Source organism: Streptomyces exfoliatus, assembly GCF_000725545.1.
Classification (GTDB): Bacteria; Actinomycetota; Actinomycetes; order Streptomycetales; family Streptomycetaceae; genus Streptomyces; species Streptomyces exfoliatus.
This window is the reverse complement of sequence record NZ_JNZP01000002.1, coordinates 178,046-192,266: the sequence shown is the minus strand read 5'-3', so window position 1 is coordinate 192,266 and position 14,221 is coordinate 178,046. Positions and strand designations below refer to the sequence as shown.

The following is a 14,221-nucleotide window of genomic DNA, read 5'->3' as shown; positions in this document are numbered from 1 at the left end:
GGCGCGGGGCGCACGCACGGAGGGCGGGGCGTCAGAAGGGTGACCGGACACGCCTCGGGCGAGGCGGTGTCGAACGGTGAAAGGGCGTCAGCGACCGCGGCGACACGCGGCGGAGGCCACCCGCAGCAGGTCGATGTGACCGCGCGTGGTGAGCAGGGCTGTACGCAACATGGCGTGAACGTAGCGGTGGGAGCGCGCGGGGTCAACGGCCGTCTCGGGGCGTGGACGCCGCCGGCCTCCGCGCGATGTCAGTGGCCTCCGCTTCAATGCCTGCCATGGACGAACAGGAAATCCTCGCGGCCGTGCACCGGCTGACCTGGCCGGGCACGGGCGATCTGGACTGCGAAGAGGAGGGACACCCCGCGGGACACCTGTGCCTGACGCCCTCGGACGGGGTGAACGAGCTTCTCTCGCTCCAGCGGGCGCTCGGCGGACGGTACGGGCAACCGCGCAATCTCGCCATGGGCGGGTACGCCGATCCGACCGTGACCGCCACGACCGGACTCCCGCTCCTGACCCCGTTCGGTGACCGGATCGTGGAGATGCGCGCCTGGCCGTACGCGGGCAGGTGGATCGGCTGCGGCACGGTCCGCTCCGGCGAGGGCGTACGGCTCGTGGTGCTGGTCGCCGAGCGGGAGGACCCCGCGGCGGACCTGGCGGAGGACCTGGCGGAGGACCTGGCGGAGGACCCGGCGGCGGGCCAGGTGACGTCCTGGGTGGACAGGGTCGTGGCCGTCACGGGAGGGGACCCGGCACGCGCGCGTACGGTCGACTGGGCGGCAGTCGAGGCCCGCGTCGGGACCGCTCTGCCCGGCGACTACAAGCGGCTCGCCGAGATCTTCGGGCGCGGCGCCTTCGACGGCTTCCTCCGGCTCCACGTACCCGGCGGCGCCTTCGTGAGCGACGACTTCGTCCGGCACACCGAGTGGCTGGGCGAATGGGCCAGGACGCACCCGAGCGGGCTGTGGGATCCGTACGAGGTGTATCCGGCCCCCGGCGGACTCCTCGAATGGGCGAACTCCGAGCAGGCCCACCAGTTCTACTGGCTCACCGAGGGCCCGGACCCCGACAGATGGCCCATCCTCGCGAAGGAGGACGTTCCCGACTCGTGGAAACGGTTCGACGGGACGACCGCCGAATTCGTCTACCGCCTGCTCACCGACAAGCAGCACCCGTTCTCGACGGCCCGCTACTTCGACACCCACTGGTTCGAGAGCCACGGCTGGATCGAGGGCCGCGGCGACGACTACGAGAGGATGGGGGAGTGAACGATGACGATCCGTACCTGTGGCTCGAAGACATCTCGGGTGAGGCCGCGCTCGCGTGGGTGGCCGAGCGCAACGCCGAGACGGCGGACGAGGTGGCCGGCGACGCCGGATTCGGGGCGCTGAAGGCGCGCCTGCGGGAGGTGCTCGACGCCTCCGACCGGATCCCCTACACCGTGCGGCGCGGTGCGTACCTCTACAACTTCTGGCGGGACGCGGAGCACCTGCGCGGGGTGTGGCGGCGTACGACCCTGGAGCGGTACCGGCGGGACGAGCCCGAGTGGGAGGTCCTGCTCGACGTCGACGCGCTCGCCGCCGCCGAGGGCGAGAAGTGGGTGTGGGACGGGGCGCGGGTCCGCCGGCCCGACTACGACCGGGCCCTGGTGCGGCTCTCGCGCGACGGCGGCGACGCCGTCGTCGTCCGCGAGTTCGACCTCGGCACGAGGGAGTTCGTCGACGGCGGATTCCGGCTGCCGGAGGCGAAGACGCGCATCGGATGGGTCGACGCCGACACCGTCTTCGTCGGTACGGATCTCGGTCCCGGCTCGCTCACCGACTCCGGCTACCCGCGCACCGTCCGCAGGTGGCGCCGCGGGACGCCGGTGGAGGAGGCCGAGACCGTCTTCGAGGCCGAGAGCGGGGACGTGTCGGCCTGGGGCCGGCGGGACACCACGCCCGGCTTCGAGCGGGAGTTCGTCGGGCGTTCCCTCGACTTCTTCCGGAGCGAGACGTACCTCCTGCGGCCCGACGGCACGCGCGTTCGGATCGACGTGCCCGACGACGCCCTCGCCTACGCCCACCGGCAGCATCTGATCGTCACCCTGAAGTCCCCGTGGCTCGGGCAGCCGACGGGGTCCCTCCTCGCGTTCGGCTTCGACGCCTTCATGGCGGGCGACCGCACGCCCGAGGTGCTGTTCACCCCGGACCGGCGGACCGCGCTCGCCGGACACAGCTGGACCCGCAACCACCTGATCCTGGAGACGATGCGGGACGTCAGCACCCGGATCGAGGTCCTCACCCCGACCCCCGGCGGCTGGACGCGCGAGCCGCTCGTGGGCGTTCCGCCGCTGTCCGCCGTCGGCGTCGTCGACACGGACCCTGACGAGTCCGACGAGTACTTCCTCGACGTGTCCGGGTTCCTGCAGCCCTCCACCCTCCGGCTCGGCCGGATCGGAGCCGGCTCGGAAGTGCTCAAGCAGGCCCCGCACCGCTTCGACTCCACAGGGCTCACGGTCGCCCAGCACTTCGCGACCTCCGGGGACGGCACCAGCGTGCCGTACTTCGTCATCGGCCCCGACCGCGCCGCCACCGGCCCGGGACCCACCCTCCTCTACGGCTACGGCGGCTTCGAGGTCTCCCTCACGCCGTACTACGGCGCGGTGACGGGCCGGGCGTGGCTGGAGCGCGGCGGCACCTACGTCATCGCGAACATCCGCGGCGGCGGCGAGTACGGCCCCGACTGGCACCAGGCCGCGCTCGGCGCGCGGCGGCCCCGTGCCTTCGAGGACTTCGCGGCGGTCGCCCAGGACCTGATCGCCCGGGGCATCACCACCCCGGACATGCTGGGCGCGTCCGGCGGCAGCAACGGCGGACTCCTCATGGGCGCGATGCTCACCCGCCACCCGGAGCTGTTCGGCGCGATCGTCGCCCAGGTGCCGCTCCTCGACATGACCCGCTTCCACAAGCTGCTCGCGGGCGCGTCCTGGATCGCCGAGTACGGCGACCCGGACGACGAGGCCGACCTCCCCCACCTCCGCGCGATCTCCCCGTACCACGGGCTCGACGCGGACCGGGACCGTCCGCCGGTCCTCCTCATGACCTCGACGCGTGACGACCGCGTCCACCCCGGCCACGCCCGCAAGATGGCGGCCCGGCTGCGGGAACTCGGCCACCCGGTCCTCTTCCACGAGAACACCGGAGGGGGCCACGCGGGCGCGGGGGACAACGAACAGGCCGCCCACAACAGCGCCCTCGTGTACACCTACCTGTGGCAGCGGCTCAACCGCACCGGGGCGGCGGCCACGGAGGCCAGGGTCCCGGTCGGCCGTGCCGAGGCGACGGTCACAGCCATCCCGAGCGCTGTGCCTGCAGAGCCATCTGGAACCGGCTCGTAGCGCCGAGCCTGGCCATCAGGACCTGCACCCGGCGGAAGAGCGTGCGGCGGCTGACGCCGATCTCCCGGGCGATGACGTCGTCGGCCGCTCCGGCCGCGAGGAGCCGGAGCAGCCGCCGGTCCGCCGGCAGCAGGCCGGCGGGCCGCGGGGTGCGGCCGTGGAAGGGCAGCGCGTTCTGCCAGGCCTGCTCGAAGAGGGCCACGAGGGCGGAAAGGAGCCCGCACGGCTGCACGACCAGCATCGTGTTGTACACGTCCGTCTCCTTGATCGACAGGGAGACCAGCGCGTACGAGTCGTCGATGATCACGAGCTTGACCGGCACGGAAGGCAGCACCCGGGCCTGTTCGCCCGCCTCGACGCAGGGTTCGATGGAGTTCTCCAGCTGTCCCGGATGTTCGAGCGACTCCCGGGAGTACACGACCCGCTGGGTCACCCCTCGCGCGAGGGTGGCGAGCGCGTCGTCGGTGGCGCCCTCCAGGGGGAAGTAGGGCGGTGAGTCGAACTGGCGGATCTGCTCACGGGCACTGGCCCAGGCCTGCCGCATCCGGAGGCCGATCGCGTCCCCGGTGACCACCTCCACGAGCCGGTCGTCGTACGCGGCGAGCCGCTGCCGCCGGAACGAGTCGAACGCGCCCCCGACGGCGATGCGGGAGGCGTCGATCTCGGCCGCCCGGTGCCGGCCGAGGATCTCCAGGCCCGCGGCCGGCGGAACCGGCGCCACCACGTCCGTGGCCTCCTCCGCCGCGCTCGCCAGACCCGAGTCGATCAGCTCGCCGTAGGCCGCCGTGAACTCCGCGCCGTCCAGACCGGCCGCCGAGCCGATCGCGGCGAGCGGCGCGGGGCCGCGTTCCAGGAGGGTCAGATAGACCCGTACGGCCTCCGGGCCGATCCCCAGCACCCGCAGGGCATCGCTGAGCTTGTCGTTCGCCATGCCTCGCATTATCGACCCGGCGACCCCACCGGTGTGGCCGATCTGTGCCAGTGGCCGATCCGGGCACCCGGGAGGCGTCCGGGGGAGTACCTTCCGGAGGCCGCCGATGACCGGCGGACGAGCAACTCACCCGGAAGAAGGTGCAGGACGTGGCGAAGGGTCGCAAGAACGGCCTCTACGGAGGCGTCTCCGAGGAACTCTCCGCGCTCATGAGGACGGGGTGGGCGGACACCGAGCGGCAGGGACTCGAGCCCGCAGAGCAGGCGCCGTACGCGGCCCTCCGCCGTGCCGCCCTCTCCGCGCGCTTCCCCGGCGAACGCCTCGTGGTCCCCTCCGGCAACCTCAAGACCCGCTCCAACGACGACACCTACCCCTTCCGCCCGTACAGCGGCTACGTGCACATGACGGGCGACCAGGCCCGCGACGGCGCCCTCGTGCTCGAACCCCGCGCGGACGGCGGCCACGACGCGTACTGCTACCAGCTGCCCCGCGACAGCCGCGACGACGACGAGTTCTGGATCGGCTACACCGCCGAACTGTGGATGGGACGCCGCCGCTCCCTCGCGGAGTCCGAGGTCGTCCTCGGGCTGCCCTGCCGCGACGTCCGCACCGCCGCCGGCGACCTGGCCGCGGGAGCGGGCGTGCCGACCCGGATCGTCCGCGGCGTCGACCCGGCCCTCGAAGCCGCCGTCATCAGCGACGAGGAGCGCGACGACGAGCTGGAGGAGGCTCTGTCCGGGCTCCGGCTCGTCAAGGACGCCTGGGAGATCGGCGAGATGCGCAAGGCCGTCGACTCCACGGTCCGCGGCTTCACCGACTGCGTCGGCGAACTCTCGCGGGCGATCGCCTCGTCCGAGCGGTGGATCGAGGGCACCTTCTTCCGCCGGGCCCGCCTGGAGGGCAACCACGTCGGCTACGGCACCATCTGCGCCTCCGGCGAGCACGCCACGATCATGCACTGGACGGACAACGACGGCCCCGTCCGCCCCGGTGACCTGCTGCTGCTCGACGCCGGCGTGGAGACCCACTCCCTCTACACCGCCGACGTCACCCGCACGCTCCCCGTCAGCGGCACCTTCACCCCGGTCCAGCGCCAGGTGTACGACGCGGTGTACGAGGCCCAGGAGGCCGGCATGGCGGCGGTCAAGCCGGGGGCCCCGTTCCGCGACTTCCACGAGGCCGCCCAGCGGCACCTGGCGGCGCGGCTCGTCGAATGGGGCTTCATCGAGGGCCCCGTCGACCGCGCGTACGAGCTCGGTCTCCAGCGCCGCTTCACCATGGCCGGTACCGGGCACATGCTCGGCCTGGACGTCCACGACTGCGCGCAGGCCCGCAACGGAGAGCACGTCGACGGCCTCCTCGAACCCGGCATGGTGCTCACCGTCGAGCCGGGCCTGTACTTCCAGCCCGACGACCTGACCGTGCCCGAGGAGTGGCGGGGCATCGGCGTCCGCATCGAGGACGACCTCCTCGTCACCGACGTCGGCCACGAGAACCTGTCGGGGGACCTGCCCCGCTCCTCGGCCGAGGTCGAGGCCTGGATGGCGCGCGTCGCGGGCTGAGACCGCCGCCCCGCGGAACGTCCGAGGGGTACGGGTGCGGGTGCCGCACTCGTACCCCTGTACGGATTTCGGGCGTGCGGACGAGATCGGGAGGCCCGTACGTTCACCGATTCAGGTGACAGCGGTCGAGGCGAAACGTCCCTCCCCGGAGGGGGGCGGCCACGCTCGAAGCGACACATGGAGCCACCCTGTGGAGCGTCCGATGCAGCTGATCCCCCGTCATGACCCGCACCTCGTCGTCCGCTCGACCGGCGGTCTCACCGTCGCCGCCCTGCGCGGCGAACTCGACCTCGTCCTCGTCCGGCATCTGAGACCCGAGCTCGACGCCCTCGTCCGGGAGTGCGACGCCCTCGCCGTCGACATCCGGCGCCTCACCTTCTGCGACGCCACCGGGCTCGGCCTCCTCGCCCACTGCGCCGGGCGCACGCGCGGGCGCGGTGCGCGCTGGAGCCTCGTCTGCGACCAGCCCTGGATCCTCCGGCTCATCCGCCTGACGGCCCTCGGCGACCTGCTGTGCCCGGAGCCGGGACTGCCGGATCAGCAGGATCGGCTGGGCCCGCCGGATCAGCTGGACCCCTCGGATCAGCTGGACCCGTCGGATCAGCTGGACCCGTCGGATCGGCCGGGCCCGTCGGATCCCGGGGTGACGAGTCCCGTCTCGTAGGCGGCGATCACCGCCTGGACGTGGGGTGCCGGACCGGCTCGTCCCGGCGCAGGGTGAGGAGGATCAGCAGGGCGAAGGCGGCGAACGCGGCGGCCGTGCGCGTGTAATTGAACGCCTCCCAGCGGTTCAGGATCCCGGCGTGGTCGGCGGGGGCCGAGGTGACCGCCCATTCCTTGATGCGTCCGTTGATGGGGACGTTCCCGAGACGGGTGATGCGGCCCGGCTCACCCGGCTCGTCGAACAGGGCCAGGCGTCGGGCGAGTTCGACCCCGCGCCCCCCGCCGGCTGGTTGGTCGCCGCGATCATCGCCCTCGGCCACGCGGCGGGCGACGAGGTCGGGGCGGGCCGCATGCCGGTGCGGGAGGCGGCGGAGTGGCTGCGGGTCGCCACCCTCGCCCTCCTGGGGGCCGGGCGTCGCGACCCGGCGTCCTGACCGGGAGCGCGGCTGGCCCTCCGGTCGGCGAAATGCCCTGGCAGCGGGGGGCCTTGGCCGTGATGATGGCCGGATGGATCACTACGCCGGGCCCGCCCCGCAGACACCGACAGGGAGCGTCGCGCCGGCGCTGCCCGTGGACGCCCTGATCGTCGTGGACGTGCAGTCGGCCTTCGTCACCGGTGACGGGGCCGTGCCCGCGGCCGCCCGGCTCGTCGACCGTACGACCGACCTGATCGCGCGGGCCCGCAGGGGCGGCGCGCTCGTCGTCCACCTCCAGAACGACGGACCGCCCGGCGCGGAGGACGAACCCCACACCCCCGGCTGGCGGCTCCATCACCCCGTCGAGGCAGGGCCCTTGGAGGTGGTCGTCCGCAAGCCGCACGACGACGGTTTCCGGGAGACGCCACTGGGCGGCCTGCTCGCCGAGGCGGGGGTGCGGGCCGTCGCCGTCTGCGGGGTGATGTCCGAGATGTGCGTCCAGGCGACGGCCCGTACGGCCCTGGCGCGCGGCTATCGCGTCGTCGTGCCGCACGACGCCCACGCGACCCAGGACGTCCCGGCCGCGCCCGGCATCAGTGCGGCGATACCGGCCGCGACGGTGTCCCGGGTCGCGGCGTACGCGCTCGGGAGCGACGCGGAGGTCACGGTGGCCGCCGCCGACGTCACGTTCACGGCGCCAGGGCCGACGGCGGCCTGAGGCCCGACACCCGACCACGGCCTGAGGCCGGCCCGGTCCCGATCGGGACCGGGCCGGAAGGTCAGCCCTTGAAGGCCTCCGTGCGCTCGGGGGAGGCCTCGTAGAGGGCCCTCTTCACGGAGTCGACGCCTTCCCGGAGGCCGTACACCGGAGTGCCCGGCTGCTGGCGCCATGAGTCGTCGATCCCACCCGCGTCCACGGTGTCGAAGCCCAGCTCGTCGATGAGGAGCCGTACCTTCTCCTTCGCCGCCGCGTCGTCCCCCGCCACGGGCAGGGCGAGGCGCTCGGGGTCGCCCGCGGGCAGCGGCCGGTCCAGGATGTCCTGCGCGTAGGTCCCGTTGAACGCCTTGACGACCGGGTGGCCGATCTGCAGCTCGGTCCAGCGGCTCTCCGTCAGGCCGCCGTCCTCGATGGCGTCGATGCGGCCGTCGCGCTCCCGGGGGTAGTAATTGCCGGTGTCGAGGACGGCGAGGCCGTCGGCCGCGCCGTCGAAGAGTCCGGCCGGAAGGTCCGGGACGTTCTTCAGGGGGATGGTGACGACGACGACCTCGGCGCCCCGCGCGGCCTCCGGGACGGTGACGGCGGTGGCGCCGGTCTCCTCGGTGAGCGCGGTGAGGGTCTCCGGGCCGCGAGAGTTGGCAACGGACACGTCGTGGCCGAGGGCCGTGAGGCGGCGGGTGAGGTTGCCGCCGATGTTGCCGGCGCCGATGATGCCGATCTTCATGCCGTTTCCTTCTCTGCTGGTCTGAACCGATCAGGGACTACAGCGGGCGGCCTCCGTCACGTGCCCGGAGGCCGACGGGGAAGACAACGAATTGCACAAGTCTGCAATTCCCTCCATGCTGGGCGGGCCGCGCGTCCGGAGACACCCCGGGTGCGGCACTCGCCCCCGCCACCCCCGGAGGACAGACCGTGCCGGTCCCGCTCTACCAGGCCAAGGCCGACTTCTTCCGGATGCTGGGTCATCCGGTACGCATCCGGGTCCTGGAGCTCCTCCAGGACGGGCCCCTCCCGGTACGGGAGTTGCTCGCCCGGATCGAGGTCGAACCCGCGGCGCTCTCGCAGCAGCTCGCCGTCCTGCGCCGATCCGGGATCGTGACGTCCGCGCGCGAGGGGGCGACCGTCGTCTACACGCTCGCCGGTGGAGACGTGGCTCAGCTGATGCAGGCCGCCCGGCGCATCCTCACCGAGATGCTCACCGGGCAGGGCCGGCTCCTCGCGGAACTCCGTGAGAGCGAGGCCGCCACCCGATGACCATCCGGGGGCGGCCCCGGTGCTTCCGCGGTGCTCCCCGTACGAGAAGGATGACGACGCACATGACCATCGAATGGCGCTACACCGTCCAGCGTGACCTGGGTGTCCTGTCCCTCGCCGGGTTCCTCGGAGCCGACGCCGTGGGACGGTTCACCGGGGCCGTGGGGTGGGCGGTCGCGCGCGGCACGGGGCCGGTCGTCCTCGACCTGACCCGGCTGCGCGGCTGGTCGGCGGGCGGACAGCTCGCCGTCGCGGATGCGGCGGCGAGGCTCCGGGCCGAGGGCCGGGGTCTCGAACTGGCCGCGATACCCGCCGACGGCACGCTGGTGCCCACGGGTGACGGGCCCGCCGTCCCGATCCACCGCGACCTGGCCGCCGCGCTCGCCGCGCACCGGGACGCGGGTGCGGAGCAGCGGGCGTGGCGCAGCGACGCCTGGCCGAGCGAGGCGTAGCCGGGCGCGTGAACCGTCGGCGGGGCGCTTCGGCTCCGGTCGGCTCCGGACCGGAGCCGGAAGCTCAGGTGCGGGCCAGCTCGGCGTTCGCGCGGTCCGTGATCAGGGTGAGTACGCGTCCCGCGACCGCGAGGTCCTCGGCCGGAATGCCGGCGTACAGCCGTGCGGAGATCTCGGCGGTCTCGGTCCCCGTGGTCTCGTGCAGTTCGCGTCCGGTGTCCGTGAGGAGCAGCCGGGACGCCTCCGCCGGGTCCTCCTCCAGCAGTTTCGCGGCCGTCAGTTCGTCGACGACGACGCGGACGGCCGGTTCGCCGATCTTCAGCGAACCGGCCACGTCACGGACGAGCTGGTCCCGGTCGATGGAACCGCCCGCGTGGACGACGGCCCGGAGCGTCACGCCGTGGTGGAAGGTGGCGCCGTGCCGGGTCAGCACGCCCTCCAGGAGGGCGCGTGAGGCGTAGTGCGCCAGGGCGATGACCCGGCCGTCGGTGGTCGGTGCGGTGGTGGTCATGACTGCTCCTCGTCGTTCTCGGTGTGCGGATCAAGAGGTGCGTCGAGCAGGGTCGCCAGTTCGCGGGTGAACCGGCGGGTCCGTGGGTCGTCCTGTCCCCCGAGCGGTTCGAGGAGCTGGTCCAGGAGTCCCTGGACCACCGTGATCGCGCGGCGCGTGACGTCGCGCCCCTGCTCGGTGAGCGACAGCTGCATGGCGCGCGGGTCGTCCGGGTCCCGGGTGCGGGCGACGAGTCCGGCGGTCTCCAGGGCTCGGGCGAGCTTGGAGACGTACAGCGCTTCGAGCCCCGTGTGTTCGGCGAGCCGGCGCTGGCTGGGCCGCAGCCCGGAGCGCGACATGCCGTACAACGACGCCACCACCACGTACTGGGCGTGGGTCAGGCCCAGCGGTGCGACCGCCCGGTCGACGGCGACCCGCCACTTCATGGACAGGCGCCAGACCAGGAATCCCGCCGTGGCGCCTTCGTTCGATGAACTCACAGGGGATACGGTACATGGCTACTATATCCATGGCTACTATTTTCGGGCGGCGCCCGGACCGGCCGACCGGCAGGTCCGGACGCCGCCCCCTCGCCCTACGCGGGCCGGTCCGCCCACTCGGGGGTGCGGAACGTCCCGCCGTACATGGGGAGGTGGATGCCCTCGCCGCACCGGGCCAGTTGGCTCCAGGGGCGGTTGAGTCCGGCGGAACCGTGCTCCCGCACCCGGGTCACCGTGTCGAGGTCCAGGACGTCGACGAGGATCTCCTCGCCGCCACCGGCCTGCTGGCGGACGATCCCCTCGGGGTCGACGATCGCGCTGCCGCCGACGCCGGCGGGGTCGGCCGCGTTGACGTTCAGCACGTAGACCTGGTTCGTCCACGCGTTGGCGCGGGCGCACACCAGCTCCATCTCCCGGTCGCGGGTCGTGGTGAGGGTCGGCTGCACCACGATCTCGGCTCCCAGCCAGGCGAGTTGGCGGACGGTCTCGGGGAACGAGCCGTCGTAGCAGATCGCGAGGCCGATCCGGCCGGTGCCGGGGATGTCGAAGACGGTGAACTCGTTCCCGGGCGCGGTCCGTTCGTACGGCTGCCAGGGGAAGATCTTGCGGTAGCGGGCGACGATCTCGCCCTCGGGGGAGACGGCCACGGCGGTGTTGAAGATCCGGCCGTCCTCGGCACGTTCGAAGAGGCTGCCCGGGATCAGCCACAGGCCGGTCTCCCGCGCGAGCGCGCACACCCGGTCGGTCGTCGGGCCCGGTATGGGTTCGGCGGTCCGCTCCATCCAGTCCTCGGGGGAGGGTCCGAGCATCGGCCCCTCGGCGGCGAGCAGCAGCTCGGGCACGACGACGAGCCCGACGTGGGGGAAGAGGGACCGGGTGGCCCGGACCTGGTCGGCGTACCGCTGCCAGGTCGTTTCGAGGTCGTACGGGACGGGCGAGGTCTGCAGGGCGGCGACGGCGAGGGTGCGCATGGGGATTCGGTCCTTGGTGAGGTGGGAGGTGAGCGGTGGGTGGCTCTGGGGGGCTCAGTCCTCGACGGTGACGAGGTGGGCGGCGACGGTCGTGCGTCCGGTGCGGAAGAAGCGCGGGAAGCGGGAGCGGGCGGTGAGGACGGCGAGCAATCCGGCGGTGAGCGAGCCGGTGCCGAGCAGGAAGACGCCGCCGATGCCGTGGAACGACGTGCTGCCGTAGGCGGGGTCGAACATGTCGTACGCGCTGCGGGCGAAGGCCGCGAGCATCAGCAGGCCTCCGGTGAGCGGCAGCACGCCCCGCAGGAGCAGGGAGCGCGGCGAGTCGCGCAGGCGCTTGCGGAAGTACCAGACGCAGGCCAGGGCGGTGATGCCGTAGTAGCAGGCGATGAGCAGCCCGACACAGAGGATGGCGTCGCCGAGGAACGCGCGGGAGACCAGCGAGAGGGTCACGAGCAGGATCGCCGCGGCGGCGCCGAAGAACACCGTGCCGAAGACGGGGGTGCGGTACCGGGGGTGGACGCGGGCGAAGGCGGCGGGCAACGCGCCGTGCGCGGCCATGGACAGGGTGCCGCGAGGGCTGCTGACGAGACACGTGAGCAGGGCGGAGGCGGCCGACACGCAGACGGCCAGCTCCAGCACCTTCGCCACGGCGGGGCCGAGGACCGGCGGGCCGAGGGAGGCCAGGACGTCGGTGGCGTTGTCGGGGTTGCCGAGACCGATGCCGCCGGTGCCGGTGCCGGCGAAGGAGAGCGCGGCGAAGGCGATGAAGAGGTACGTGCCCAGCAGGACCAGGGTGGAGATGACGGCGGCCCGGCCGGGCACGCGGTCGCTGTCGCGCGTCTCCTCGTTGGTGGTGATCAGGGCGTCCCAGCCCCAGTAGATGAAGAGGCAGAGCAGGACGGCCTGAGCGAAGGGGCCGAAGCCGTCGACGGCTAGGGGGTTGAGCCAGCTCGGGGACGGGTCCGCGGCTCCCGGGCGGGCGAGGGCGGCGACCCCGAAACCGACGAGGGCGAACAGCTGGAGCCCGAGCAGCACGTACTGCACTCCGGCCGCGACGCGCAGGCCCCGGCGGGCGACCGCGGTGAGGGCGGCGATGAGCAGGACGGCGACTGTGGTGACGGCGGCGGCGTCGTCCGCCGCGCCGTCGAGTCCGAGGAGGCCGAGCAGATAGCCGGCGCTCACCTGGGCCAGGGCGGTCATGGCGATGAGGGTGGCGGTCAGCGGAACCCAGCCGCCGGCGAGCCAGCCGGGCCCGGGGCCGAAGGCGCGGGTGTTCCAGACGAAGGTCGTGCCGCAGTCGGGCATCTCGCGATTGAGCTCGCGGAAGGCGAAGGCGGTGAGAAGGATCGGCACGAAGCCGAGGAGGAGCGCGGCCGGAGCGAGCTCGCCGACGACCAGGGCGACGAAGCCGAGGGTGACGGTGATGCTGTAGGCCGGGGCGACGGAGGACAGGCCGAGTGCGACGGAGGCGAGCAGGCCGAGGGAGCCGCTGCGCAGCCCCTTGTCCGTCCCGCCGGGGGGCGTCGTCATGACGTACTCCTGGAGAGGGGGAGTTTTGTTAAACGCAGATTTAAGAGATGAGGGTTATGTCAGTCAAGGCCTGGGGGATATTCTCTGAATCTGCGTATAGGAACACGGGAGAGGTGAGGGGCGCGGTGGCGACGAAGCCCACGAAGTCCACGAGGGCGAAGAAGGCCGGTGGCGGCGGGAAGGAGGCCCGCAGGGCCGAGCTCGCCGAGGCGGTGCAGCGCGCGCTGCTCACCCGCGGCCTGGAGGGGTTGCGGCTGCGCGACGTCGCCGACGAGGCCGGGGTCACCCCCGCCGCGGTGCTGTACTACGGAGACCTCGACGCCCTCGTCCACGAGACCTACCAGCAGGCCATCACCCGCTACAGCCAGGACCGCGAGGCCGCGGCGGACGGCTTCGCCGACGCCCGGCTCAAGCTCAGGGCCTGCATCGACAAGGGCGTGGCGGCAGGCCCGGACGACGCGCTCACCCGGCTGCTCTTCGAGTACTGGCCGCGCTGTCTGCGCGACGCCAAGGCGGCGGCCCTCGACAGCGCGCTGACGGAGCGGCAGATCTCCGTCTACGCCGAGATCCTCGTCCTGGGCGGGGCGCAGGGGCACTTCGTTCTCCAGGACCCTCCGCGTCTGATCGCCGCCAACTTCGTGGCCATGGAGGACGGCTACCAGATGGAGGTCCTGGCCGGGCGGCGGAGCCGCGCCGAGGTGATCGCGGCCCTCTCGTCGTACGCGCGCGCCGTCACGGGGTACGACCCGGGTGCCGCTGACGGCGAGGCCGACCTTCGGGACGCCCGCTCGGACGCCTGGGTCCTCAGGGCGGCGGCCGGAAGGCGACTGGCCGCCTCGGCCGAGGACCCCGCGGCGGCCGAGGTGCTGCGGCGGCTGCTGCTGGACGGTCAGGACACCGGTGTCACCCGGGAGACGGCGGAAGCCCTGCTCGAACGGTGGGACGTGCATGGTCTGCGCCTGGTCCTTGCGGCGTTCGTCGACGCGGACGACAACACCGCCGACCACCTCGACGGTGCGATCAACGACGTGTGCTGCCAGTCCGACGAGGACTTCGAGCGGCTCCGGGAGCTGGTCTCGACGCTGGCGGCGGACACCGACGCCGTGATCGAGAGGCAGGCGGCCAGGATCCTCGGCGGAGGGGGTACGCGCCGCTGACCACGGCGGGCGGCCGTGCCCCTCCGTTCCGCGCGCGGTCTTCACCACCGACCTCTTCGCCACCGGCAACGACCGGGACAACCGGGCCGCGGTACGGGCGGTGGGGAAGGACCGGCTGGATCTGGCTGGCATCGCCGTGTACGGACCGCGCAACGCGGTCGACAAGGTGCTCAAGGGGGCGCGGAAGCATCCCTGACG

The 14,221-nt window shown here is 72.8% G+C and carries 15 protein-coding genes and 2 pseudogenes; 10 read left to right on the top strand and 7 right to left on the bottom strand.

Annotation, left to right across the window (positions count from 1 at the left end):
* Positions 1 to 275: 275 nt before the first annotated feature.
* Together IO20_RS0104015 and IO20_RS0104010 are read left to right on the top strand one after the other, a co-directional pair.
* A complete protein-coding gene (locus tag IO20_RS0104015) occupies positions 276 to 1,268 on the top strand; it encodes a hypothetical protein (RefSeq protein ID WP_169749495.1) in 993 nt (330 codons plus the stop codon).
* Positions 1,265 to 3,379: a prolyl oligopeptidase family serine peptidase gene (locus IO20_RS0104010; protein WP_031126835.1), complete on the top strand. Its 2,115-nt coding sequence runs from the start codon at positions 1,265 to 1,267 to the stop codon at positions 3,377 to 3,379. The genes IO20_RS0104015 and IO20_RS0104010 overlap by 4 nt, the downstream gene beginning before the upstream one ends.
* Here IO20_RS0104010 and IO20_RS0104005 read toward each other — a convergent pair.
* Positions 3,327 to 4,310: a helix-turn-helix domain-containing protein gene (locus IO20_RS0104005; protein WP_030546055.1), complete on the bottom strand. Its 984-nt coding sequence runs from the start codon at positions 4,308 to 4,310 to the stop codon at positions 3,327 to 3,329. The genes IO20_RS0104010 and IO20_RS0104005 overlap by 53 nt on opposite strands.
* Before the next feature lie 149 nt (positions 4,311 to 4,459).
* Here IO20_RS0104005 and IO20_RS0104000 point away from each other — a divergent pair, with 149 nt between their 5' ends.
* A complete protein-coding gene (locus IO20_RS0104000; RefSeq protein WP_030546057.1) occupies positions 4,460 to 5,872 on the top strand; it encodes an aminopeptidase P family protein in 1,413 nt (470 codons plus the stop codon).
* Positions 5,873 to 6,074: 202 nt separating this feature from the next.
* Positions 6,075 to 6,536: an STAS domain-containing protein gene (locus IO20_RS0103995; RefSeq protein WP_078945843.1), complete on the top strand. Its 462-nt coding sequence runs from the start codon at positions 6,075 to 6,077 to the stop codon at positions 6,534 to 6,536.
* Positions 6,537 to 6,543: 7 nt separating this feature from the next.
* Here the strand turns inward: IO20_RS0103995 and IO20_RS36235 are convergent, their stop codons facing one another.
* Entirely contained in the window at positions 6,544 to 6,855 is a 312-nt protein-coding gene (locus tag IO20_RS36235) for an anthrone oxygenase family protein (RefSeq protein ID WP_030546061.1), read from the bottom strand.
* On the opposite strand from IO20_RS36235, the gene IO20_RS40210 reads away from it, so the two are divergent.
* The gene (locus tag IO20_RS40210) at positions 6,826 to 6,969 is read left to right on the top strand and encodes a hypothetical protein (protein ID WP_157850724.1); all 144 of its coding nucleotides are present in this window, start codon (positions 6,826 to 6,828) and stop codon (positions 6,967 to 6,969) included. The genes IO20_RS36235 and IO20_RS40210 overlap by 30 nt on opposite strands.
* A 73-nt stretch (positions 6,970 to 7,042) precedes the next feature.
* Positions 7,043 to 7,669: an isochorismatase family protein gene (locus IO20_RS0103980; RefSeq protein WP_051874244.1), complete on the top strand. Its 627-nt coding sequence runs from the start codon at positions 7,043 to 7,045 to the stop codon at positions 7,667 to 7,669.
* A gap of 61 nt (positions 7,670 to 7,730) precedes the next feature.
* Here the strand turns inward: IO20_RS0103980 and IO20_RS0103975 are convergent.
* Positions 7,731 to 8,399, bottom strand: a pseudogene (locus IO20_RS0103975) (NADPH-dependent F420 reductase); the annotation flags it as partial.
* Positions 8,400 to 8,581: 182 nt separating this feature from the next.
* Here IO20_RS0103975 and IO20_RS0103970 point away from each other — a divergent pair.
* Together IO20_RS0103970 and IO20_RS0103965 are read left to right on the top strand one after the other, a co-directional pair.
* Positions 8,582 to 8,923: an ArsR/SmtB family transcription factor gene (locus tag IO20_RS0103970; RefSeq protein ID WP_030546067.1), complete on the top strand. Its 342-nt coding sequence runs from the start codon at positions 8,582 to 8,584 to the stop codon at positions 8,921 to 8,923.
* 62 nt (positions 8,924 to 8,985) lie between these two features.
* Positions 8,986 to 9,375 carry an STAS domain-containing protein gene (locus IO20_RS0103965; RefSeq protein ID WP_037634553.1) on the top strand — a complete coding sequence of 130 codons (390 nt, stop codon included), beginning with the start codon at positions 8,986 to 8,988 and terminating at the stop codon, positions 9,373 to 9,375.
* A 64-nt stretch (positions 9,376 to 9,439) separates the two neighbouring features.
* Here the strand turns inward: IO20_RS0103965 and IO20_RS0103960 are convergent, their stop codons facing one another.
* The 4 genes from IO20_RS0103960 to IO20_RS0103945 all read right to left on the bottom strand — a co-directional run bounded on the left by IO20_RS0103960 (position 9,440) and on the right by IO20_RS0103945 (position 12,866).
* Positions 9,440 to 9,886 (bottom strand): hypothetical protein, encoded by a 447-nt coding sequence (locus IO20_RS0103960; protein WP_030546071.1) that lies wholly within the window; start codon positions 9,884 to 9,886, stop codon positions 9,440 to 9,442.
* A complete protein-coding gene (locus tag IO20_RS0103955) occupies positions 9,883 to 10,365 on the bottom strand; it encodes a MarR family winged helix-turn-helix transcriptional regulator (RefSeq protein WP_030546073.1) in 483 nt (160 codons plus the stop codon). The genes IO20_RS0103960 and IO20_RS0103955 overlap by 4 nt, the downstream gene beginning before the upstream one ends.
* A 95-nt stretch (positions 10,366 to 10,460) precedes the next feature.
* The gene (locus tag IO20_RS0103950; RefSeq protein WP_030546075.1) at positions 10,461 to 11,336 is read right to left on the bottom strand and encodes a carbon-nitrogen hydrolase family protein; all 876 of its coding nucleotides are present in this window, start codon (positions 11,334 to 11,336) and stop codon (positions 10,461 to 10,463) included.
* Between the two features lie 54 nt (positions 11,337 to 11,390).
* Positions 11,391 to 12,866 carry an APC family permease gene (locus IO20_RS0103945; protein ID WP_030546076.1) on the bottom strand — a complete coding sequence of 492 codons (1,476 nt, stop codon included), beginning with the start codon at positions 12,864 to 12,866 and terminating at the stop codon, positions 11,391 to 11,393.
* 125 nt (positions 12,867 to 12,991) lie between these two features.
* Between IO20_RS0103945 and IO20_RS41185 the strand changes: the two genes are divergently transcribed.
* Positions 12,992 to 14,023 carry a TetR/AcrR family transcriptional regulator gene (locus IO20_RS41185; protein ID WP_245684858.1) on the top strand — a complete coding sequence of 344 codons (1,032 nt, stop codon included), beginning with the start codon at positions 12,992 to 12,994 and terminating at the stop codon, positions 14,021 to 14,023.
* Positions 13,983 to 14,219 (top strand): annotated as a pseudogene (locus tag IO20_RS0103935) (DUF2000 family protein); the annotation flags it as partial. The gene IO20_RS41185 and the pseudogene IO20_RS0103935, both read left to right, overlap by 41 nt.
* Positions 14,220 to 14,221: the final 2 nt, after the last annotated feature.